19 protein-coding genes are annotated in these 20,108 nt (G+C 73.1%); 6 read left to right on the top strand and 13 right to left on the bottom strand.

Annotation, left to right across the window (positions count from 1 at the left end; all coding sequences use genetic code 11):
* The first annotated feature begins 52 nt into the window (after nt 1–52).
* Together HDG69_RS08415 and HDG69_RS08410 are read left to right on the top strand one after the other, a co-directional pair.
* Nucleotides 53–2,797 (top strand): AAA family ATPase, encoded by a 2,745-nt coding sequence (locus HDG69_RS08415; RefSeq protein WP_171783358.1) that lies wholly within the window; start codon nt 53–55, stop codon nt 2,795–2,797.
* A gap of 116 nt (nt 2,798–2,913) precedes the next feature.
* Nucleotides 2,914–3,642 carry an alpha/beta fold hydrolase gene (locus HDG69_RS08410; protein ID WP_171783357.1) on the top strand — a complete coding sequence of 243 codons (729 nt, stop codon included), beginning with the start codon at nt 2,914–2,916 and terminating at the stop codon, nt 3,640–3,642.
* A 33-nt stretch (nt 3,643–3,675) separates the two neighbouring features.
* Here the strand turns inward: HDG69_RS08410 and HDG69_RS08405 are convergent, their stop codons facing one another.
* The gene (locus HDG69_RS08405) at nt 3,676–5,445 is read right to left on the bottom strand and encodes an alpha/beta fold hydrolase (RefSeq protein WP_171783356.1); all 1,770 of its coding nucleotides are present in this window, start codon (nt 5,443–5,445) and stop codon (nt 3,676–3,678) included.
* A gap of 132 nt (nt 5,446–5,577) precedes the next feature.
* On the opposite strand from HDG69_RS08405, the gene HDG69_RS08400 reads away from it, so the two are divergent.
* Nucleotides 5,578–6,348 (top strand): isocitrate lyase/PEP mutase family protein, encoded by a 771-nt coding sequence (locus tag HDG69_RS08400; RefSeq protein ID WP_171783355.1) that lies wholly within the window; start codon nt 5,578–5,580, stop codon nt 6,346–6,348.
* Nucleotides 6,349–6,432: 84 nt separating this feature from the next.
* On the opposite strand, the gene HDG69_RS08395 is transcribed toward HDG69_RS08400, so the two are convergent.
* From HDG69_RS08395 to HDG69_RS08360, 8 genes are all read right to left on the bottom strand, one after another.
* A complete protein-coding gene (locus HDG69_RS08395) occupies nt 6,433–7,176 on the bottom strand; it encodes a GOLPH3/VPS74 family protein (RefSeq protein WP_171783354.1) in 744 nt (247 codons plus the stop codon).
* Entirely contained in the window at nt 7,173–7,928 is a 756-nt protein-coding gene (locus tag HDG69_RS08390; RefSeq protein WP_171783353.1) for a MerR family transcriptional regulator, read from the bottom strand. Before HDG69_RS08390 ends, HDG69_RS08395 begins: the two co-directional genes overlap by 4 nt.
* Nucleotides 7,929–8,030: 102 nt before the next feature.
* A complete protein-coding gene (locus HDG69_RS08385) occupies nt 8,031–8,873 on the bottom strand; it encodes an alpha/beta fold hydrolase (RefSeq protein ID WP_171783352.1) in 843 nt (280 codons plus the stop codon).
* Nucleotides 8,874–8,981: 108 nt separating this feature from the next.
* Nucleotides 8,982–10,361 carry a DUF2252 domain-containing protein gene (locus tag HDG69_RS08380; RefSeq protein ID WP_171783351.1) on the bottom strand — a complete coding sequence of 460 codons (1,380 nt, stop codon included), beginning with the start codon at nt 10,359–10,361 and terminating at the stop codon, nt 8,982–8,984.
* Nucleotides 10,358–11,689 (bottom strand): glutaminase, encoded by a 1,332-nt coding sequence (locus HDG69_RS08375; protein WP_171783350.1) that lies wholly within the window; start codon nt 11,687–11,689, stop codon nt 10,358–10,360. The genes HDG69_RS08380 and HDG69_RS08375 overlap by 4 nt, the downstream gene beginning before the upstream one ends.
* Before the next feature lie 87 nt (nt 11,690–11,776).
* Entirely contained in the window at nt 11,777–12,169 is a 393-nt protein-coding gene (locus tag HDG69_RS08370; protein WP_171783349.1) for a GNAT family N-acetyltransferase, read from the bottom strand.
* A 119-nt stretch (nt 12,170–12,288) separates the two neighbouring features.
* Nucleotides 12,289–12,981 carry an NADPH-dependent F420 reductase gene (locus HDG69_RS08365; protein ID WP_171783348.1) on the bottom strand — a complete coding sequence of 231 codons (693 nt, stop codon included), beginning with the start codon at nt 12,979–12,981 and terminating at the stop codon, nt 12,289–12,291.
* Complete coding sequence (locus HDG69_RS08360) at nt 12,978–14,048, bottom strand: LLM class flavin-dependent oxidoreductase (RefSeq protein WP_171783347.1); 1,071 nt, start codon at nt 14,046–14,048, stop codon at nt 12,978–12,980. The genes HDG69_RS08365 and HDG69_RS08360 overlap by 4 nt, the downstream gene beginning before the upstream one ends.
* A 73-nt stretch (nt 14,049–14,121) precedes the next feature.
* Between HDG69_RS08360 and HDG69_RS08355 the strand changes: the two genes are divergently transcribed.
* Nucleotides 14,122–14,601 (top strand): MarR family winged helix-turn-helix transcriptional regulator, encoded by a 480-nt coding sequence (locus tag HDG69_RS08355; protein ID WP_171783346.1) that lies wholly within the window; start codon nt 14,122–14,124, stop codon nt 14,599–14,601.
* An 11-nt stretch (nt 14,602–14,612) separates the two neighbouring features.
* Here the strand turns inward: HDG69_RS08355 and HDG69_RS08350 are convergent, their stop codons facing one another.
* On the bottom strand, nt 14,613–15,167 hold the full coding sequence (locus HDG69_RS08350; protein WP_171783345.1) for an NADPH-dependent F420 reductase: 555 nt from the start codon (nt 15,165–15,167) through the stop codon (nt 14,613–14,615).
* Nucleotides 15,168–15,320: 153 nt separating this feature from the next.
* Here HDG69_RS08350 and HDG69_RS08345 point away from each other — a divergent pair, with 153 nt between their 5' ends.
* A complete protein-coding gene (locus tag HDG69_RS08345) occupies nt 15,321–16,196 on the top strand; it encodes a VOC family protein (RefSeq protein ID WP_216645434.1) in 876 nt (291 codons plus the stop codon).
* Nucleotides 16,197–16,201: 5 nt separating this feature from the next.
* Here HDG69_RS08345 and HDG69_RS08340 read toward each other — a convergent pair whose 3' ends face one another.
* Complete coding sequence (locus HDG69_RS08340; RefSeq protein ID WP_171783344.1) at nt 16,202–17,083, bottom strand: LysR family transcriptional regulator; 882 nt, start codon at nt 17,081–17,083, stop codon at nt 16,202–16,204.
* Nucleotides 17,084–17,162: 79 nt separating this feature from the next.
* Here HDG69_RS08340 and HDG69_RS08335 point away from each other — a divergent pair, with 79 nt between their 5' ends.
* Nucleotides 17,163–18,128 (top strand): EamA family transporter, encoded by a 966-nt coding sequence (locus tag HDG69_RS08335; protein WP_171783343.1) that lies wholly within the window; start codon nt 17,163–17,165, stop codon nt 18,126–18,128.
* Between the two features lie 45 nt (nt 18,129–18,173).
* On the opposite strand, the gene HDG69_RS08330 is transcribed toward HDG69_RS08335, so the two are convergent.
* Together HDG69_RS08330 and HDG69_RS08325 are read right to left on the bottom strand one after the other, a co-directional pair.
* A complete protein-coding gene (locus HDG69_RS08330; RefSeq protein ID WP_171783342.1) occupies nt 18,174–18,827 on the bottom strand; it encodes a methionine ABC transporter permease in 654 nt (217 codons plus the stop codon).
* A complete protein-coding gene (locus HDG69_RS08325; protein ID WP_171783341.1) occupies nt 18,824–20,050 on the bottom strand; it encodes an ATP-binding cassette domain-containing protein in 1,227 nt (408 codons plus the stop codon). Before HDG69_RS08325 ends, HDG69_RS08330 begins: the two co-directional genes overlap by 4 nt.
* Nucleotides 20,051–20,108: the final 58 nt, after the last annotated feature.

The following is a 20,108-nucleotide window of genomic DNA, read 5'->3' as shown; positions in this document are numbered from 1 at the left end:
AGTCGTCCTTTCGCCATCGGTCCGACGCCGTGCGACGGAGGGAGGACGGACGGTGCACCTCTTCGGACGGCGGTCGGAACGTGAGACGGTCGACGAGATCCTGGCCGATGCCCGCGCCGGACGCAGCGGAGCGCTCGTCGTGCTGGGCGAGGCGGGCATCGGCAAGACGGCCCTGCTCGACCACGCCGCCGACGTCGCCGCACGGGCGGGCTTCACCGTGGTGCGCGTCGTCGGGAACGCGTCCGAGCAGCAGCTGGCGTTCGCCGGTCTCCACCAGCTGTGCGCACCACTCTTGGAGCATGTCGATGCGCTTCCCGATCCCCAGCGGGGCGCCCTGGACGTCGCCCTGGGCAGGGGGTCAGGACCACCCCCGGACCTGTTCCTCGTCGGGCTGGCCACCCTCTCGCTGCTCTCCGAGAGCGCGGAGCAGCGGCCGCTGCTCTGCCTCGTCGACGACGCCGCCCTGCTCGACGCCGCCTCGACGCAGGTCGTCGCCTTCGTGGTACGGCGCCTCGCCGCGGACCGGCTGGCGCTGATCGTCGCCTCCCGCGAGCTCACCGACGAGCGAGGGTCGTACCTCGCCGGCATCCGATCCGTCAGCCTGACCGGGCTGGGGGACGCCGATGCCAGAGCACTGCTGGAGTCGACGGTCAGCACGCCGATCGAGGACGTGCTGAGAGACCGTGTGGTCGCCGAGGCGCGGGGCAACCCTCTCGCGCTGCTCGAGCTTCCCCGCGCCACCAGCGCGACACAGCTGGCGGGCGGGCTGGCGGTGCCCGTGACGGCACCTCGCCGCGTCGAGGAGGCCTATCGCGAGAGGTACGCGGGACTGCCGCAGGACACCCGGCACCTCCTGCTGATCGCCACCGCGGAGCCGACGGGCGACCCGGCGCTGCTCTGGGCAGCAGCCTCGCACCTCGGCATCCGGCCCGACGCCGCCGCTGCGGCGGAGGAGGCCGGCCTGCTGGAGATCGGCACGACCGTGCGCTTCCCGCACCCCCTCGCCCGGTCCGCGATCTACGGCGTGGCCCGCCCGGCCGACCGACGGCGGGTCCACGACGTCCTCGCGCGCGCCCTCGACGCCCGGACCGACCCCGATCGTCGGGCGTGGCATCGTGCGAACGCGATCCTCGGGACCGACGAGGAGGTCGCGGTCGAGTCGGTCGCCGCGGCCGAACGGGCGATCGCCCGCGGCGGCTTCGCGGACGCTGCGGCGCTGCTGGAACGGGCCACCGAGCTCACCCCCGACCCCCGTGCCCGGGCAGGACGCGCTCTCCTGGCTGCGCAGGCCATGCACGAGGCAGGCGCCCCGGACGAGGCGACGCGTCTGCTGGCCGTCGCCGAGGCAGGCACGCTCGACGACCTCGAGCGAGCACGGGTCCGCCTGTACCGGGCGATGATCGACTTCGACACGACCTCCGGGGACGGGGCGCCGGCTCGGCTCGTCGACGCCGCGAAGATGCTCGCGCCCCTCGACCCCACCCGGTCGCGTGAGGCCTTCCTGGTCGCGTTGAACAGTGCGGTCGTCCTCGGTGCCGCTCCCGGTCGCATGGGCGTCCAGGAGGTCGCGTCGGCCGCGGAGCACGCTCCGGCCCCGCTCGGCCCGCCCGAGCCGGCAGATCTTCTCCTGGACGCGCTGGTCAGCGCGTACACGCGAGGACTCGCGGACGCCGTCCCCGAGATCGGCCGTGCTGTGGTGACCTTCCGGCGGTACGACCCGAGCGGCGAGGGTCCGCTGCACGAGCGCACCGGACGATGGCTGGTGCTCGCGGCCCGCACCGCCGGCGCGGTGCTGGACGACGAGACGACCCACAGCCTCCTGTGCCGCAACGTCGAACGCGTCCGTGGCTCCGGATCCCTGACCGCCCTCCCCCCGGCGCTGGTCCATCTCGCGTGCGTGCTGGTCCTCACGGGCGACTTCGCGCGGTCCGCGGACCTCGCCGCCGAGAGCAGGGCTGTCGCCCGGGCCACCGGCGTCGTGCCCCTGGCCTCCGCGGACCTGCTCCTCTCCGCGTGGCGCGGGCAGGAGGACGACGTCGTGCGGCTCTCCGCGACGTCCGTCGCCGACGACGCCGGTGCGGCCGGCGGCGTCGCGCAGTACGCCCTCGCCGTGTCCCGCAACGCGAGCGGTGACTACGCCGGCGCCGCCGACGCCGCGCTGCGCGCGAGCCGGTCACCCGAGCTCTTCGTCCGCAGCCTGGCGCTCCACGAGCTGGTCGAAGGGGCCGTCCGTGGAGGACGGCGCAGCGACGCCTCTTCCGCGTCGCACGAGCTCACGGCCCTGTCCTCCGCGTGCGGGACGCCACTGGCGCGGGGCCTGGCCGCCCAGGCTCGGGCACTCCTCGTCGACGACGACGCGGCCGACGCCGACGCCGCCGAGGACCACTACCGCGAGGCGATCGACCAGCTCGGCGCCACCCGCATGGCCGCTCACCTCGCGCGCGCCCACCTCCTGCACGGCGAGTGGCTGCGTCGCCGGGGCCTGCGGCAGGCGGCGCGCGAGCAGCTCCGCATCGCGCACGAGTCCTTCGTCGCCATGGGGGCCGAGGCGTTCGCCGAGCGAGCCGCGCGGGAGCTCCGGGCGACCGGGGAGCATCCGCGCGCACACGGCGTCGGAGCGTCCACGGCGCTGACCGACCACGAACGTCACATCGCACGCCTCGTGGCGGCCGGGGCGACCTCACGAGAGGTCGCCGCCGGTCTGTTCCTGAGCCCTCGCACGATCGAGACCCACCTGCGCAACATCTACCGCAAGCTCGGCATCACGTCCCGTCGCCAGCTCCGGGAGCTGCTCTGAGGCGCTGCCCGGACCTCGACCGGCATGCGGGCCTTGACTCTGTGGTCGGCACACACCGTTGGCTGGATGTGTGAGGTGCGCCACACCCCCGGTGCGCCCCGGACCGGAGGAGCATCGTGCCCACACCGACCGTCGTGCTGGTCCACGGAGCGTTCGCCGACTCGTCGAGCTGGAACGAGGTCATCGCCCGGCTGGACGAGGACGACGTGCCGGTGGTCGCCGTGGCGAACCCGCTGCGCGGCCTCGCCGACGACGCGCGCTACCTGTCGGACGTCCTGGACGCGGTCCCGGGAGAGATCGTCCTCGTCGGGCACTGCTACGGCGGGATGGTGATCACCGAGGCGGGCACGCGCGACGCCGTCACCGCGCTGGTCTACGTGTCGGCCTTCGCTCCGGATCATGGCGAGAGCGCCGACGAGCTCTCCCGCCGGTTCCCGGGGAGCACGCTCCGTGACACCGTCGCGGGCTACCCGGTCCGCGCGAGCGGGAGGGAGCTCGTCGTGCGGCGCGAGGCGTTCGCCGCGCAGCTCGCGGCCGACGTGCCGGCGCCGCTCGCCGCCGCGATGAGCGCCGCGCAACGCCCGGTGGCCGAGAGCGCACTGACGGACGTCCTCGTGAGCGCCGTCCCCGCATGGCGGACCCGTCCGAGCTGGTTCGTCTACGGCGACGCGGACCGGAACATCCCCACAGCGGCGCTGCAGCTCATGGCCGACCGGGCCGGGGCCGTCGTGCGCCGGGTGATCTGGGACGGGTCGCACGCGCTGGAGGTCTCGCGGCCGGATCCCGTCGCGGACGTCATCCTGGACGCCGTGGCCGCCGTCGTCGGGGGCCGGCCCGCCGACTGACTCTCGTGCGGGCCGGCCCCGTGCATCCGCTCGTCAGGGGCTCGGCTCCGACAGGATGCCCGTCTCGGCGGGGATGGTCGGGTCCGTGAACAGCGGGACGTCGTCGTGCTCGCCGTCCGCGTCGATCGGCGACCACGACTCGTACGTCACGTCCTCCAGCGGCAACGGCTTGCCGGCCGCGACGACCGTCCGGTCCGGCCGGTCGCCACCGAGCAGGAAGTCGATCACGGGCTGGTCCACCTCCTCGGTGCCGTAGGGGAAGACACCATGGATGCTCTCGTTGTCGACGACGATCAGGCTGGTGTTCGGCAGACCGGTACCCGCGGCCCAACCCTGCTCGTAGGGCGTCATCGAGTCGAGCTCGCTCTGCAGCACGAGGGTCTCCGGGAAGTGCTCGTCCGCGGTCGGCATCTCCGAGTCCGTGGGCCAGAACGCGCACGTCGGCGTGACGAGCAGGCCGAGCTGCTCCGTGAGGGGTGCGCTCGGCGCGGTGCGCTCGTGGAACCCGTCCCAGTGCTCGAGGCCCTGGTCCCACTGCCCGTCCGTGCAGGCGGTGAACTCGATGACGTAGTCGTGCGTGCCCTGGACGAGCTCGCCGGGCTCGGTCTCCGGGGTGTCCCTCAGCAGCGCGAGCCCCGCGTCCGCACCCGCGCGCAGCTCCTCCGGCAGGTCGGTGCCGTCGACGATGCGACCAGCCAGCTCGAGCGGGTCGACCGACTCTGTCGACGCCTCGGCCTCGGTGATGATGCTGGCCACGAGGCTTCCGGCGATCGGGTAGAACGCAGGGCTCGAGAAGGCCACCGAACCACGGGCGGCGTTCCAGGCGTGCTGCGCCGCGAGCGCCTTCTCGGGCCCGCCCGTGGCCGCGAAGTACCGTTCCCAGATCGCTTCCGGGTCCGAGCCCAGCCCGACGGTCGCGTCGTTGCGCGCGATCCAGTTCATCAGGTGCAGCCGGAACTGGCGGTCCCGACCCTCGTGGGCCGCGTCGTAGTTCGTCTGGATCGACCTCTGGGTCGAGTCGGTGGCGGAGTCGAGGACCATCCGCTCGATGTGGGCGGCGAACAGGTTGCCGTACCAGGTCCCCAACCAGGTGCCGTAGGAGTAGCCCACGTAGGTGACCTGCTCCAGCCCCAGGAGGTGGCGGATGAAGTCCATGTCGTAGGCGGTCTGCTCGGTCGTCATCGTCGCGACGTCGGGGTCCTGCGAGCAGGCGTCGCCGATCGCCTGTGCCGCGGCGGCGGGGCCTCCGGCCGGGTCGTACTCGTAGTCGCACCCCACCTGGCTGGACTGCCCGAGACCGCGCTGGTCGAAGCTGACGTAGTTCGTCGTCGGCCGCAGCTCCGGGGTGTACAGCTGGACCGCCGTGCTGAAGGACAGCCCCGAGGCGTACGGTCCACCGGGATGGGCCATGACCGTGGTGTGGTGGTCGGGGTCCGAGGTGCTGATGTTCTGGGCGTGCGAGATGCGCACCTCCCACGTGAGCTCCGGGTCGGGGTCCAGCCAGTCGCGCGGCACGGTGACGGTCGCGCACTCGACGTTCGACACGTCGGCGCCCGGGACGGGGGGACCGTCCTCGCTGAACTCGCAGGCCTCCCAGACCAGCTCCTGGTCGGCGAGGGGCCCCGCCAGCGCCGCGACGTCGGGAACCGGCGGGGCACCGGCGGCACCGTCGGCGCCGCCGTCGGGCCACGGCACGGTCGCCACCGTCGCGACGACGACGGCAGCTCCGACGGCGACGGCGACGAGCGGTGCTCTGCGCCGGGAGCGCCGGGTTCCCGGCGGGGAGGAGGTCTGCTGGGACATCGTCTTCTCCTTGAGGTGTCGAGGGCAGCGGGTGGCGGCGCGGTCCGCACCGGCACGCACGGCCGCCCACGGCAGGAGCACACCGCGTGTTCCGGGGACACGGTCAAGCGCGGCCGCTGTAGCGTCGTCGCCATGAGCACCCTGACGAAGGCCGAAGCGCTGAAGGCGCTCCACGAAGCCCCCGAGATCCTCCGCGTCGTGAACGTCTGGGACGCGATCAGTACCCGCACGGTCGCCGACCTGCCCGGTACGCGCGCGATCGCCACCGCCGGGCACTCCATCGCCGCGAGCCACGGGTTCGCGGACGGGGAGATCCCCTTCGACATCGCGCTGTCCGCCGTGGCGCGGATCGTGGAGGCGACCGACCTGCCGGTGACCGCCGACCTCGACGCGGGGTTCGGCGACCCGGGCGAGTCGGTCCGTCGCGCGATCGGCGTCGGTGTCGTCGGCGCGAACGTCGAGGACCGCCTCGTGCCGCTGACCGAGGCGGTGGCGAACGTCGAGGCCATCGTGCGGGTCGCCGAGCAGGAGGGCGTCCCGTTCCAGCTCAACGCGCGCACGGACGCGCTGGTGCGCGGTGGCGACCGTCCGCTGTCCGAGAGCCTCGACGACGCCGTCGAACGCGGTCGGGCGTTCCTCGACGCCGGCGCGAGCCTCGTCTTCGTGCCCGGCAAGCTCGACCGTGAGTCGACCCAGCACCTCGTCGCCGGGCTCGGCCCGCGTCGGCTCAGCGTCATCGGCGTGCCCGGGGCACTGACCGCGGCCGAGTACGAGGAGCTGGGCGTCGCCCGCGTCTCCTACGGGCCGCTCACGCAGCGGGTCGCCCTGCGGGCGCTGCGTGACCTGGCCACGGACCTCTACGCCGACGGGGTCGTCCCTGCCGACACTCCCCCGCTCAACTGAGCGTCCCGGACCTGATGGCCGAGCATGCCCTGACGGCCCGTCCGGAGGACCGGACGGGCCGTCAGGGCATGCTCGGCGGCACTGTCAGCGCGGCAGGGCGGCCGCGGCGGCAACGACGCTGTTGACGATGACCGCGGTGACCGTGCGGGTGACCGCCTTGGCGGCGGCCTCCGCTCCCCAGCTGCCCTCCGTGAGCTCCTCGGCGCGAGCGATCACCGGTGAGGTCCACGGGATCTCGCGGTCGAGCTGGGGCATGGTGCCGCTGCCGTAGAGCAGGGCGGCGAGGGCGGCGGTGCGCGGGGACGGCTCGACCCGGTCGACGAGCACCGCGCGCACCTCGCCGAGCACCTGCGCCCTGCGGCCGCTGTCGCCCTCCTCGAGGACCGACGACGTGAACAGGCCGAGCGTCTTGCGGGTGCGCCGGCGCAGGTCGCCCCGTTCGACCAGCCTGTCCAGCAGCGGCTGGCGCAGCGACGGGCCGGTGGCTGCCAGGACGGTCTGCACCCCGCGGGGCTTGCCCTCGACGTACTCCCAGCTCGTCCGCAGGAGCGGGTCCGCGGGCGGCCGGTCGCCGACGGCTCCGACGAGAAGCGACCCCGTCCGGCCCGTCGAGGTCTGCACGTGCTCGCCGAGGCCCAGGTCGGCGAGGACCGCGCCGGCCAGGACGTAGTACAAGGTCCCCTCGCCGGCGATGGTGCCCGAGCCGGGCTGGAACAGCAGCAGCAGGAGGTCCTCCGCCAGGGTCGGCTCGCCGCCCGTGGACCGCGAGGCGGGCTCGGGTGCGGTCTCCGACGCGGGCCGCGCGTCGTCCGGGTGCTCAGTCGTCATGTGGTGTCCTTCACCTCGTGCTCGGGCGGGTTCTGCTCGAGCTGGCCCGCCAGGGTGTGGGCGCGCTCGATGACATCGAGCTGCGCCGGGTTGTACAGGTCGTTCAGGGCGTCGGCCATCGTCTGCGCGGTGAACGACGGGTCCTTGGCCAGGTGCGCCGCCGGATCGGTCAGCCACGGGAAGTCGCGGTTGTTGCGCACGATGGTCGCGGCCAGCCTGTCCACCAGCCGGCGCCGGGTGTCCTCGTCGGCGTCGGCGGGCAGCTCGTCGAGCTCGGCACCGACGCCGTCGGTGTCCGCCTCGACGAGCTTCTGGATGTCGGACAGCGCCGACTCGTCGTAGAGCTGGGTGTAGATGTGGACGATGGACCGGTCCGCCTCCGAGAGCCGGGCCGCCACCGACTCGAAGCCGGCCGGGATGTCGGCGGGCGCGTCGTCGCGCAGGATGACTGCGAGGTCCGCCCGCGCCTTCTCCAGCCGAGCGATGCCCTGCTGGAGCTCCGTGTCGAGAGCGCGCAGCACCTCCGGGGTGCTGTCGGCCCGGGCGCTGACGTCACCGATCTGGGCGAGCGGCACACCGAGACTGGCGAGTCGCCGGATGCGGAGCAGGGTCACCAGGTGCTGCACGTCGTACTGCTTGTAGCCGTTGTACCGGCGCTCGGGCTCCTCGAGGAGCCCGGTGCGGTGGTAGTGGCGGATGGTGTTCACCGTCGTGCCCGCGCGCTCGGCGAGCTCTCGGGTGCTCCATGGCATGTCGGCTCCTCTCGCTCGGCCGAGCAACGGGCCGGTCCCCGCGACAGGCGGGACCGGTGGTGGAGGGCAGCCGGTGGCCCGGCCACCCTCCACCGGGTGGTCTCAGGCGCCCAGAAAAGACTTCAGGGCGTCGTTGACCTCGTCGCCGTGCGTCCACAGCAGCCCGTGCGGCGCGCCTTCGACCTCCACGTAGGTGGCGTCCGGCAGCGACTGCCGGAACCGACGCGCGGTGGCGTCGATCGGCAGGATGTTGTCGTTCGTCCCGTGCAGGATCATGGTCGGCTTGCCGGCGGCGCGAACGGCGTCGACGTCGGTGCGGAAGTCCTCGATCCAGGCCGGGACGACGGCGTAGGCGGCGACCGGGGCGCTGCGGACGGCGACGCCCCAGCTCGCCTGGACGGCCTCGGGGCTGATGAGCGAGCCGAGCGTCTCGTCCAGGTTGTAGAAGTTCTTGAAGAACTCCGTGTACCAGGCGTACCGGTCGCCCCTGGCGGCCTCGGCGATGCCGTCGAAGACCTCCTGCGGCACGCCCTCGGGGTTGTCGTCACGCTGGACGAGGAACGGCTCGAGCGAAGCGAGGAACGCCAGCTTGGCGACGCGCTCGTGACCGTAGCGCGCGACGTAGCGGGCCAGCTCGCCGGTGCCCATCGAGAAGCCCACGAGCACGACGTCACGCAGGTCGAGGGTCTCCAGCACGGTGTTCAGGTCGGCGGCGAAGGTGTCGTAGTCGTAGCCGTGGTGCACCTTGGAGGACTGGCCGAAGCCGCGGCGGTCGTACGTGATCACCCGGTAGCCCTGGTCCAGCAGCTCCCTGGTCTGACGCTCCCAGCTGTGCCCGTTGAGGGGGTAGCCGTGGATCAGCACGACCGGCTGCCCGGCGCCCTGGTCCTCGTAGTACAGCTCGACGGGCGTGCTGTTCTCGTTCCCTACGGTGATGTAGCCCATGCTCGTGGTCCTTTCGGTTCCCGGCCGGCAGAGGGACGGCCGCTGCTCCCAGTAGATTCCGTGTGGTAACAACACGGTCAACGCCTGGGGCGCACGCGGTCGGCGCGCTCACCAGGCCTGCTCGGCGGCGTGCACCTCTCCGCTCCCGACGGCGGCCATCAGCTCGGCGTGGTCGGCGTGCGTCTGCTCGGCATAGGCTCGTCCGAACCCGAGGATCCCGTCGGCGAACGCGGCGCCCCGGCCCATGTAGCCGGCGATGGCGGCCGGGTCGCCGCTGCGGGCGTGGGACTTGGCCAGGGCGTGCCCGCAGGCGTAGGCGAACTGGGGCAGGTATCCCGCGATCTGGTCCCCGCGCGGGATGATCTTCATGTCGCGGAACTGCCGCACGTAGTAGTCGAAGCCGTCGACGCGCAGGTGGCCGAGGAAGATGTCGCTGGCGGTCTGCATGAGACGTTGGCCGACGACCACGCGTTCGCCGTGGTTCGAGAACTCGCTCGGACCGAGGAACTCCTCGTACACCGACGCCGTGGCCTGCTTCACCTGGGAGAACAACGGCTGCTGCCCGCTGTCTCCCTCCAGCAGGTGCAGCCAGACGCGCATCCCGACGCTGCCCACGCCGACGACCTGGCGGACGGAGTCGACCCGGGTGAAGCGGCTGACGAGGCGGCGCAGGTGGGGCGGGATGGAGGCGAGGTACGTGTCGTAGAGCTGCTCGTAGGCGGCGACCTGCTGCTCCTGGCTCAGTCCGTCGTCCACCCGCTTCAGCGGGTCCCGGACGATGCGCCGCCGCCCGCCCTCCTCGGTCGCGAGCTGCTTGGCCGCGCCGTGATGGGTGCGCTTCCTGGACTGCTTCTCGATGAGGCGCACGGCGGCCTCGGCGTGCTGCGAGGACAGCCGCTTGAGCGGCACGTCGGGCGGGATACGGTCGTACCAGACGTCCAGCTCCCCCATGGTGGCGTACCGCCGCATCGCCGTGCGGTATCCCTCGACCGCAGCAGCGGCCGAGCTCTCGCCGCACCCCGCGACGAGCCCTTCGGAGGCCGCGAGAACGTGGACGCTGGTCACCAGGCGCTTGAGGTCCCACTCGAACGGACCCGGGAGGGTCTCGTCGAAGTCGCGCGCGTCGAACAGCAGCTGCCGCTCCGGCGACGCCCAGAAGCCGAAGTTCAGCACGTGCGCGTCACCGCACATCTGGACGTCGAGCCCTGAGTGGGGCACGGCCGCGAGGTCGGCGGCCATCACGGCGGCGGCGCCGCGCAGGTAGGCCCACGGGGACGACGCCATCCGCGCGTACCGCAGCGGCAGGAGCTGCGGGTCGCGGACCGCCTCCTGGGCGCGCAGACGGTCGAGGGGCCGCGCGACCCGCACGCGCGGGTCCCAGTCGGCCGCCCGCCGACGCGGCGCCCGCCGGCGTGCGTCACGGCCGTCCTGCGCCGTCGCGCTGACGCGGTCCGAGGAACGCGCCCGGGGCTTCGCCTCGGCGCTCATGCGTCGTCCGCCCGACCGGCGAGCGCGACGTCGCGTGCGCCGGCCTCGCCCCGGACCACCGGGACCTCGTCGATGTCGTCGACGACCGTGACCCGGCCGCCCTCCCCCGGATCCGGGTCGGGGACGACCGCCTCCGGGTCGACGAGGTACACGTCGTGGCCGTCCAGGGTGAGCCGGCGCACGAGCTCGAGGAGCATCCGGCGCGACACGTCGTCGATCGAGTAGACCTCGGAGACGTCGACGACGACGCGCGGCTCGGCCGGCGGGCTGTCGATGACCTCGCGGACGAACCGTTCCGCCCCGGCGAAGCGGATACCGCCCTGCAGCCGCAGGACCCGGACCGCGTCGCCCGCGCTGCCGCGGGCACGGTTCGACCGCACGACCGCACGAGCGGCGGGCGGCACCTCCATCAGGTGCAGCCCCATGTCCGAGGTGAACCGCTCGAACAGCGACACGCCCCGGACGCTGTTGCCGTGCCCGTCCAGCCGGGGCGAGAACGTCGCGATCCCGAGCTGGCCCGGCAGCGCACCGATGAGCCCGCCGGCGACGCCGCTCTTGGCGGGGATGCCGACCTGCGTGGCCCAGTCGCCCGCGGCGTCGTACATCCCGCAGGTGGCCATGACGCTCAGCACCTGCCGGACCACCCGCTCGCCGACCACCCGCCGACCGGAGAGCGGGTTGACGCCTCGGTTGGCCAGCGTGGCGGCCATCATGGCCAGGTCCCGTGCCGTGACGAGCACCGAGCACTGGCGGAGGTAGCCGTCCACCACGCCCCGAGGGTCCTCCGTGAGGATCTCGTGGCTGCGCAGCATGTGCGCGATCGCCAGGTTCCGGTGCGCGTGCTCCATCTCCGAGGCGCACGTCGCCTCGTCGACCCGCAGCCGGCGGCCCGCGAAGGCTGACAGGCCGTCGATCACGCGCTCCACCCGACGGGCGGGGTCGGCGCCGTCCGGGCCGGTGAGCGAGTGCGTCGTCATGGCGCCGGCGTTGATCATCGGGTTGAGCGGACGTCCGGTCTCGTCCTCCAGGGAGATCTCGTTGAACGCCTCGCCGGACGGTTCGACCCCGACCTTGGCCAGCACGGGCCCGAACCCACGGTCGGACAGCGCCAACGCGTACGCGAACGGCTTGGAGATCGACTGGATGGTGAACTCCACCTCGACGTCGCCCGCACCGTAGACCTGGCCGTCGATCGTGGCGAAGGCCGCGCCGAGGCGGTCGGGGTCCGCCGCCGCGAGCTCGGGGATGTAGGCGGCCGTCGCGCCGGAGTCGTCCGCCACGACGTCGGACAGCGCACCGTCCAGGTAGTCGGGGATCATCGACCGCATGTGCTCTCCTCCCCGTCCGCGCGATCCCGCGCAGCGTCCGAGGTCACGCTATGCCGCCGCACGGCGTCGTGCAGAGCGAGGAGCCGCTCATGGCCGGTGCCTGACGGCCACGGTCACCGCTGACAGGTCCGCGCGCGTCGGCGAGCGGAACATCCCGCCCGCGGCGACGAACTCGTCGCCGCGCCGGGTGAGGTGGCGCGCGAAGAGGGGGCACACGGGCACGATCGTGAGGCCGCGGCGGATGCTGTCCGCGAGCGCCTCCTCCAGCAGGATCTTGGCCAGGCCTCGTCCGGCGAAGTCCTGGTCCACCTCGGTGTGGAAGATGATGCGCTCACCCTCCGCCTTCGGGTTGTCGACGAACTCCGCCCTGCCGACGACAGGTCCGTCGTCGACCGTGATCGTGTAGGCGCTGACGGGGTCGGCGAGCTCGACCCCGACGGCGACCCTCGTGCCCGTCGTGTCCGTCAGTGCTTCAGTCATGCGACAGCCCTCTCCTCGGCGCGCTCCCCGCGGTGTGCTCCGGCACGGACCTGGTGCCGCACCGTGAGTGCGTCACCGTCGGCCGCGCGCCCAGTGGACACCGTGTGGTGGGGACACGGTCAACCGGACGTCGCGGCCTCCGGCTCCCGCGGCTCGTCGGCCGTCGCGACGAGCACCGGGCTGCTGGTGAGGGCGCGGAGGTCCTCGACGTCGACGTTCGCCCCGAAGGCGGGTGTGCCCGGTTCGAGCCGGGCACCCGCTGCGAGGCCGCCGATGGCGAGCGCGTCGAACCCGAGGGCGTCGACCAGCTCCGACACGGCGGTGAGGTCTGCCGGCACGTCGCCGGCGACGGCGATCGCCTTGCGCCCCGGCCCCGCGGGTCGGGCCCCGTCCTCCAGGTCGTGGTAGCCCATGTGGTTGAACGCCTTGACCACCCGCGCACCCGTCAGGAACTGCTGGACGAGCTCGCTGGAGGAGAGTCCGGGTGGCACGACCGCGTCCCGAGGGCCGTCGATCTCCCACCAGTGGTTCATCGCGTCGACGACCAGCCTGCCCTCCAGCTCCTGTGCCGGGATGTCGCGGTACTTGCTGAGCGGCAGGGCGAGCACGACGACGTCCGCGGCCGCTGCGGCCTCGGCGGACCAGACCGGCCGGGCGCCCGGCGTGAGGACCTCCGTGGTGAGGGCGATCTTCTCGGGGTCGCCGGAGCCGGAGATGAGGACCCGGAAGCCTGCGGCCACGGCCAACCGGGCCAGGACGGTGCCCACCTTCCCGGCGCCCAGGATCCCGACCGTCGTGGTGGCGGGGCTCATCGTGACGCTCCCGCGGCGACGACCGGGGTCTCGGCCAGGAGCTCGCGGACGCGCGGGATGACCTGCGTGCCGTAGAGCTCGACCGAGCGCAGCCGCGCGGTGGCGGACACGGTGCCGGCGGCGGAGTAGATCATGTCGAACCGTCCCGCGTCGAGCGCCCGGACCGCGTGGGCGATCTTGGCCGCGACCGTCTCGACCGACCCGACGTACAGCGATCCGCCGTCCACCTCGTCGTCGAACTCCGCCCTGCGCAGCGGCGGCCATCCGCGCAGCGCACCGATCCGGTCGCGGATCTCCCGGTACCCGGGGTAGAACAGCTCCTTGGCCTCCTCGTCGGTCTCGGCGACGAAGCCGGGCGAGTGCATCCCGACCGGCTGCGGGCTGGTGCCGAGCTGCTCGTGGGCGCGCCGGTACAGGTCGACGTAGGGGGCGAAGCGGTCCGGGGCTCCGCCGATGATCGCGAGCATGAGCCGGAACCCGTAGGTGGCGGTGCGGAGCACCGACTGCGGTGTCCCGCCGACGCCCACCCACGTCTGGAGCCGGCCCGACTCGGTCTTCGGGAAGACGTCGGCCTCGTGCAGGGCCGGTCGGGTGGTTCCCTCCCAGGTGACCGGCTGCTCGTCCAGGAGCCGGTTGAAGAGGTTGATCTTCTCCTCGAACAGGACGTCGTAGTCCTTCAGGTCGTAGCCGAACAGCGGGAAGGACTCGGTGAACGAGCCCCGGCCGAGGATCACCTCGGCGCGACCGTGGGACAGCGCGTCCACGGTGGCGAACCGCTGGAACACACGCACCGGGTCGTCCGAGGACAGCACCGTGACCCCGGAGGCCAGCCGGATGCGCTGGGTGGCGGTCGCGATACCGGCCAGCACGGTCTCCGGGCTGGAGATCGCGTACTCCGGCCGGTGGTGCTCCCCGAGAGCGACCACGTCGATGCCGACCTGGTCGGCGAGGACGGCCTCGGCCACCGCCGCACGGATCGCCTCGGCGTGCGAGACGATCTCGCCCCGGTCGTCCCGCGGCCGGTCCCCGAAGCTGTCGATGCCGAACTCGATCTGCGAGACGTCCATGGTCTGCCACTCCTTCTCGGTGAGGTCGCGCCGAGGCGCGTATGATTCACATGTCAACAACCGAGGAGGGTCCATGGAAAATTCCCGTCGTCGTCGACCGGTCCCCACGCACGAGGAGCTCGCGGCCTGGCGGGCGTTCATCGAGACCTCCGAGATCGTCCGCGCCCGCATCGAGGCCCGGCTGCACGAGGACTCGGGACTCTCCGGCGGGGACTACCGGGTGCTCCTCGCGCTGAGCGAGGCGGACGGCCGGGCGATGCGGTCCTCCGAGCTCGCCGCGCACATCGAGTGGGAACGCAGCCGCCTGTCCGGTCACCTCGGCCGCATGGAGCGGCGGGGCCTGGTGCGGCGCGAACCGTGCGCGGAGGACGCCCGCGGCTCGCGGGTCGTGCTCACCGACTCGGGCGACCGGGCCTTCCACGCCAGCACCCTGCCGCACCTTCGCGCGGTCAAGGAGGTCTTCGTCGACGCGCTCACCCCCGAGCAGCTCGACCACCTGCGCGACGCTGCGGCCGCGATGCGCCGCCACCTGCGTCTCGACGACGGACACTGAGCCGCCGGGTCTCAGAGCTCCTCGGGTGGCGCCATCCGGTAGACGAACGGGCCGAGGCCCGACTGCATGATCGAGAACAGGGGGCCGGCCAGGGCCTCCTGCGTGGCGGCCATGCCGAGGTCGCCGAGCCGGACGGCCTCGTAGCCGGCGTCGAGACTGAGCCGCTCGACGACCTCGGCGGCGGCGTCGTCGCCGGCCCACAGGTTGCTCGGCCGGGCACGCGCGCCGGCGACGCGCCCGAACAGCGAGGCGAAGTTGGTGCTGAACGCCTTGGCCGTCGGCCCGCCCGTCACGGTCCGGACGAACTCGGCGTTGGAGGACGCCCCCCGTGGGGGCCGGCTGCCGCCGTAGAGGTTCGTCGCATCGAGCACCGTCCGGCCCGCAAGCCCGGCGACCGACGACAGCGCGTCCGCCACGACGTCGCCCGGCACGGCCAGGAGGACCGCATCGGCGTGCCCGGCGTCTCCGCCACCCCGCCCCAGTCGCACCACCTGATGCCCCGCCTGCTCCCAGAGGTCGGCGAGCCCGCCGCCGATGCTGCCTCGACCGATCACCGTGATGTCCATGCCCCGCCCTCGATCCGTGAGAGCCCGGCAAGCCGCCGGTCCCGCCGTCAGGGACCGGGTCGGCCGCGCTCGAGGCCGACACTACGCCCGGCACCGGGCGGGCGGCCCTCGAACCGGCGGAATAGTTGAAAGTTCAAGTCAGTTGTGGAGGCCATGAGCACACGACCACTCCTCGCGGCCGACACGGCCATGGGCGCCGTCACCCTCAACGTCGCGGACCTGGACGCCATGACCGCCTACTACCGCGACGGGGTGGGCCTGACCGTGATGGACCAGGCCGGGCCCGTGGTGACGCTCGGCCGGGGTGACCGTGCCGTCGTCGTCCTGGCGCACACCCCCGAGCTCCGGCACGCCTCCCCCCACCAGGCGGGGCTCTTCCACACCGCGATCCTCTTCGACACGGAGGCGGCGCTCGCTGCGGCGGTGAGCTCGGTCGCGCGGCGGCGCCCGGGCTCGTTCACCGGGTCCGCCGACCACCTGGTCAGCAAGGCGTTCTACTTCGACGACCCCGAGGGAAACGGCGTCGAGCTCTACTGGGACCGCGACCGGACGCAGTGGAGCTGGACGCACGGGCAGGTCGAGATGGGGGTGATGCTCCTGGACCCGAACGCGTACCTGCGCGAGCACCTCGATGCCGACGGCCTCGCCGGCGAGCCGGTCGGCGACGCCCGGGTGGGGCACGTGCACCTGTCGGTCGGCGACGTGGCGACGGCCCGCGACTTCTACGCCACCCGGCTGGGCTTCGACGTGACGATGACGGTGGGCGACGAGGCCGTGTTCGTCAGCGCCGGCGGCTACCACCACCACATGGCGATGAACGTGTGGAGGAGCCGCGGCGCAGGCCCGCGCCAGCAGACCCTCGGGCTCGGCCGGGTGGACATCGAGGTGCCCACGGCCGACGACGTCGCCGAGATGGTCGACCGCATGCGGCACCACCGCGTCCCGGTCCGCGACGACGGCCGGACGGTCAGCGTCGAGGACCCCTGGGCGAACGCGGTCAGCATCACCGCCACCCAGGGGCGGGGATAGGGCCTTCAGGAGCTCGCCGAGCTGACGTCAACCAGGTCGAGGAACGCCAGGGCTGCCGGGCTCGGGTTGAGGTCGCTCCACGCGAGGTGCTGGACGCGTGCCGGACCGCGCGTCACCTGCAGCGCGGTCACGCCGTCGGCCCCTGCGACCAGCGGCTCCGGCAGCATGGCGACCGCGAGACCTTCCCGGACGAGACCGAGCAGGAGGTCGCTCGACGGCGCCTCGAAGGCGACCTCGCGCTGCAGTCCCGCTGCCGCGAACGCCCGGTCGCTCTGCGCCCGCCCGGGTGACCCGGACGGGAAGTCGGCGAACTGCTCGTCCGCGAGCACCGCGAGGTCGATCCGCGACCGCCCGGCGAGCGGGTGGCCCGACCCGACGGCGGCCACCAGCCGCTCCCGGACCAGCTCGCGGTGGGCGACGCCCGACGGCGGGACCTCGTCGGGCAGGCCGAGCACCGCGACGTCGGCCTCGCCCGCCCGAAGGGCCGCCATGAGCGCGTCGCTGGCGTCGACGCGGAGCGACACGGTGACCTGCGGGTGGACGGACCGGAACCTCCGCAGCGCGGTCGGCACGTCGAACGCCGTCACCGTGGGGATGATGCCCAGCCGCAGGGTGCCCCGCACCAGGCCGGCCGCCGCGGCCGCGTCGACACCGGCCCGCTCCGCAGCATCCAGCGCGGCCCGCGCCGAGACCAGGAAGGCCTCCCCCGCGGCGGTGATCTCCACCCGCCGGCTGGTGCGGGCGAACAGCCGGACGCCGAGCTCCCGCTCGAGCGCCGCGACCTGGTGGCTCAGCGCCGACTGCACGACGAAGCACCGCTCGGCGGCCCGGGTGAAGCTCCCCGTCTCCGCGACGGCGACCACGTAGCGCATCTGCTGCAGCTCCATCGATCTATCGTGGTTCACGATCGAAGCGGTGACAAGCATGTGTTGGACTCATGGCACGTCTTGGCAGCACCGTGGATCCATGACCGCCACCGCACCGCCACCGCGCACGACGACGCCGCCCCTGCCCGCGACGGCCGCCCCGGCCACGCTGCGGTGGCGCACCACGGCCCTGACCGCCGTCACCCCCGTCGTCTGGGGCACCACCTACCTCGTGACCACCGAGCTGCTGCCGCCCGGGCACCCCCTCTTCGCGGCGGCGGCGCGGGCCCTGCCCGCCGGGCTGCTCGCCCTCGCCCTGACCCGCACGCTGCCGCGCGGGTCGTGGTGGTGGCGCGCCGCCGTGCTCGGCGTGCTCAACATCGGGGCGTTCTTCCCCCTGCTCTTCATCGCCGCCGAGCGGCTGCCCGGGGGTGTCGCGGCGACCCTGGGGGCCGCGACACCGCTCGTCGCCACCGTCCTCGCCGTCGTCGTCCTGGGCGAGAGGTGGTCGCGATGGCGGCTCGCCTGGGGGACCGTCGGGGTGCTGGGCGTCGGGTTCGTCGTCCTGGGGCCCGACGCCGCCCTCGACCCGGTCGGCATCGTGGCCGGTCTCGGCGGTGCGGCCGCCATGGCGCTCGGCGTCACGCTCACCAAGAAGTGGGGGCCACCGCCCGGCGTCGGCCCGATGGCGTTCGCCGGCTGGCTGCTCACCGCCGGCGGGCTCGCCCTGGTCCCGCTGGCCCTGGTCGAGGGAGTCCCGGCGCGCATCGACGGCCCTGCGCTGGGCGGGTACCTGTGGCTCGGGATCGTGGGTGGGCTCGTGGCGTACACGCTCTGGTTCTCGGGCGTCCGCCGGCTGTCCGTCCCCGCCGTGGCGTTCCTGGGGCTGCTGTCCCCGCTGACGGCGGCAGTCCTCGGCGCCATGGCGCTCGGCCAGACGCTGGCCCCCTGGCAGCTCGTCGGGTTCGGGCTGGCGCTGCTGGCGATGCTCGCCGGGCAGGTCGTCCCGCGGCGACGTCGGCGAGCCGTCGCCGCGGAACCTCACGGATCGCGACGGCAAGCGTGAGTCTCCACGACGTCGGCGCCGTGCCACGCCGCGGAACCTTCCGGATCAGCGCCGCAGCGCGCGCCTGGCCAGCGAGTTCCCCAGCCACTGCACGAGCTGGACGATGACGATGATGATCACCACGACGATCGCCGTCACGGCCCAGTCGTACTGCCGGTAGCCGTACACGATCGCGAAGTCACCCAGTCCGCCCGCACCGAGGTACCCGGCGATCGCTGACATGTCGAGCACCCCGACGAACAGGAACGTGTACCCCAGGATCAGCGGGGACAGCGCCTCCGGCACGACGACGGTGCGCACGATCCGCAGCGGGGAGGCGCCCATCGCGCGGGCCGCCTCGATGACTCCCGGGTCGATCGAGACCAGGTTCTGCTCCACGAGCCGGGCGAACACGAACGCCGCCATGATGCACATCGCGAACGTGAACGCCTCGATGCCGATCGTCGTCCCCACGACCGCGCGGGTCAGTGGCCCGAGCGCCACCAGGAAGATCAGGAAGGGCACCGGCCGCACGATGTTCACGGCCACGTTGAGCACGGCGAACACCGGACGGTTCGCCAGCAGGTTGCCGGGCCTCGACAGGTACAGGCCGAGGCCGATCAGCAGCCCGAAGAACCCGCCCACCACGAGGGTGATGAGCACCATGTACAGGGTCTGACCGAACGCGTCCCACAGCAGGGGCACCAGGTCGGGTCTCATCGGTCGTTCCCTTCGACGAGGCCGGTCGGGCCGCCGAACGGCCCGCCTCCCGGCCGGTGCGGCCGCACGCGGAGGTCGCCGGACGCGCTCGGCGTCCCGCCGTCGTGCCCGACGCCGGTGGTGTCGCGACGTCCGTCGCTCTGGTCCTCGAGGGGCGCGGCCGCCGTGCCGTGGTCGACGACGGCGGTCACGGCGTGGAGTCCGGCGAGGGCAGCGGACACCTCGGTGTCAGACCCCACGAGCTCGAGGGTGAGCGAGCCGTAGGGACGCTCGGCCACCTCGGTGATGCCGCCGTAGACGATGGTGCCGTGCACGCCCCGGTCCGCCAGGACCTCCATGACCTGCGCGGACGATCCGGAGACCTCGTCGATGCGGACGGTGACGATGCGGCCCGGGTGACGACCGCGCAGCCGCCTCAGCACCGCGGGCGAGGGCCGGTCGCGCAGGGCCGAGGCGACGAACCGGCGGGTCACGGCCTGCTGCGGTGCGCTGAACACCTGGTAGGCGTCCCCGAGCTCCACGACGCGGCCGCGCTCCATGACCGCGACACGGTGGCAGATCGAGCGGACCACCTCCATCTCGTGGGTGATGACCACCACGGTGATGCCGAGCTCGCGGTTGACGCGCTGCAGCAGGGCGAGGACGTCCGCCGTCGTCTCCGGGTCGAGAGCACTGGTGGCCTCGTCGGCCAGCAGGATCCTGGGGTTGGTCGCGAGTGCCCGGGCGATGCCGACGCGCTGCTTCTGCCCGCCGGACAGCGCCGACGGGTAGGAGTCGGCCTTGTCCGCGATGCCGACGAACTCGAGCAGCTCGGCGACCCGTGCGTCACGGTCCGCCTTGGACCAGCCGGCGACCTCCAGCGGGTAGGCCACGTTCCCGGCGGCCGTGCGGGAGCGGAGCAGGTTGAACTGCTGGAAGATCATGCCGATCCCGGCGCGCACCGGTCGCAGCCGCGCCTCGCTCAACCCGCTCAGGTCGGTGCCGTCGACGACGACGGAACCCGCCGTCGTCGTCTCCAGGGCGTTGACGAGCCGCACCAGGGTGGACTTGCCCGCTCCCGAGTAGCCGATGACGCCGAAGACCTCGCCGGCGGCGATGTCGAGCGTCACGCCGTCGACGGCGCGGACGGCGCCTGCGCGCTGCGGACGATGCCGGCGCCGCCGGGGCCCCCGCGCGGGGAACTCCTTGACCGCGTCGCGGAAGCTGATGATGGGTTCGCTCACGACTGTCCTTTCACGCGCCACCCCCGCGAAGTAGTACCGCAGGCGTCGAGGAAGTACC

The sequence above is a fragment of the Isoptericola halotolerans genome, from assembly GCF_013149785.1.
Taxonomy (GTDB): Bacteria; Actinomycetota; Actinomycetes; order Actinomycetales; family Cellulomonadaceae; genus Isoptericola; species Isoptericola halotolerans.
The sequence above is the reverse complement of the archived record's forward strand: the minus strand, read 5'-3'. Positions and strand labels throughout refer to the sequence as shown.

Coding starts and splice junctions, on each gene's coding strand:
- HDG69_RS08330 (WP_171783342.1), bottom strand. CDS start 18,827: ATGAGACCCGACCTGGTGCCCCTGCTGTGGGACGCGTTCGGTCAGACC.
- HDG69_RS08355 (WP_171783346.1), top strand. CDS start 14,122: ATGGAAAATTCCCGTCGTCGTCGACCGGTCCCCACGCACGAGGAGCTC.
- HDG69_RS08390 (WP_171783353.1), bottom strand. CDS start 7,928: ATGCCATGGAGCACCCGAGAGCTCGCCGAGCGCGCGGGCACGACGGTG.
- HDG69_RS08405 (WP_171783356.1), bottom strand. CDS start 5,445: ATGTCCCAGCAGACCTCCTCCCCGCCGGGAACCCGGCGCTCCCGGCGC.
- HDG69_RS08345 (WP_216645434.1), top strand. CDS start 15,321: ATGAGCACACGACCACTCCTCGCGGCCGACACGGCCATGGGCGCCGTC.
- HDG69_RS08385 (WP_171783352.1), bottom strand. CDS start 8,873: ATGGGCTACATCACCGTAGGGAACGAGAACAGCACGCCCGTCGAGCTG.
- HDG69_RS08335 (WP_171783343.1), top strand. CDS start 17,163: ATGACCGCCACCGCACCGCCACCGCGCACGACGACGCCGCCCCTGCCC.
- HDG69_RS08340 (WP_171783344.1), bottom strand. CDS start 17,083: ATGGAGCTGCAGCAGATGCGCTACGTGGTCGCCGTCGCGGAGACGGGG.
- HDG69_RS08380 (WP_171783351.1), bottom strand. CDS start 10,361: ATGAGCGCCGAGGCGAAGCCCCGGGCGCGTTCCTCGGACCGCGTCAGC.
- HDG69_RS08360 (WP_171783347.1), bottom strand. CDS start 14,048: ATGGACGTCTCGCAGATCGAGTTCGGCATCGACAGCTTCGGGGACCGG.
- HDG69_RS08350 (WP_171783345.1), bottom strand. CDS start 15,167: ATGGACATCACGGTGATCGGTCGAGGCAGCATCGGCGGCGGGCTCGCC.
- HDG69_RS08400 (WP_171783355.1), top strand. CDS start 5,578: ATGAGCACCCTGACGAAGGCCGAAGCGCTGAAGGCGCTCCACGAAGCC.
- HDG69_RS08395 (WP_171783354.1), bottom strand. CDS start 7,176: ATGACGACTGAGCACCCGGACGACGCGCGGCCCGCGTCGGAGACCGCA.
- HDG69_RS08365 (WP_171783348.1), bottom strand. CDS start 12,981: ATGAGCCCCGCCACCACGACGGTCGGGATCCTGGGCGCCGGGAAGGTG.
- HDG69_RS08370 (WP_171783349.1), bottom strand. CDS start 12,169: ATGACTGAAGCACTGACGGACACGACGGGCACGAGGGTCGCCGTCGGG.
- HDG69_RS08375 (WP_171783350.1), bottom strand. CDS start 11,689: ATGCGGTCGATGATCCCCGACTACCTGGACGGTGCGCTGTCCGACGTC.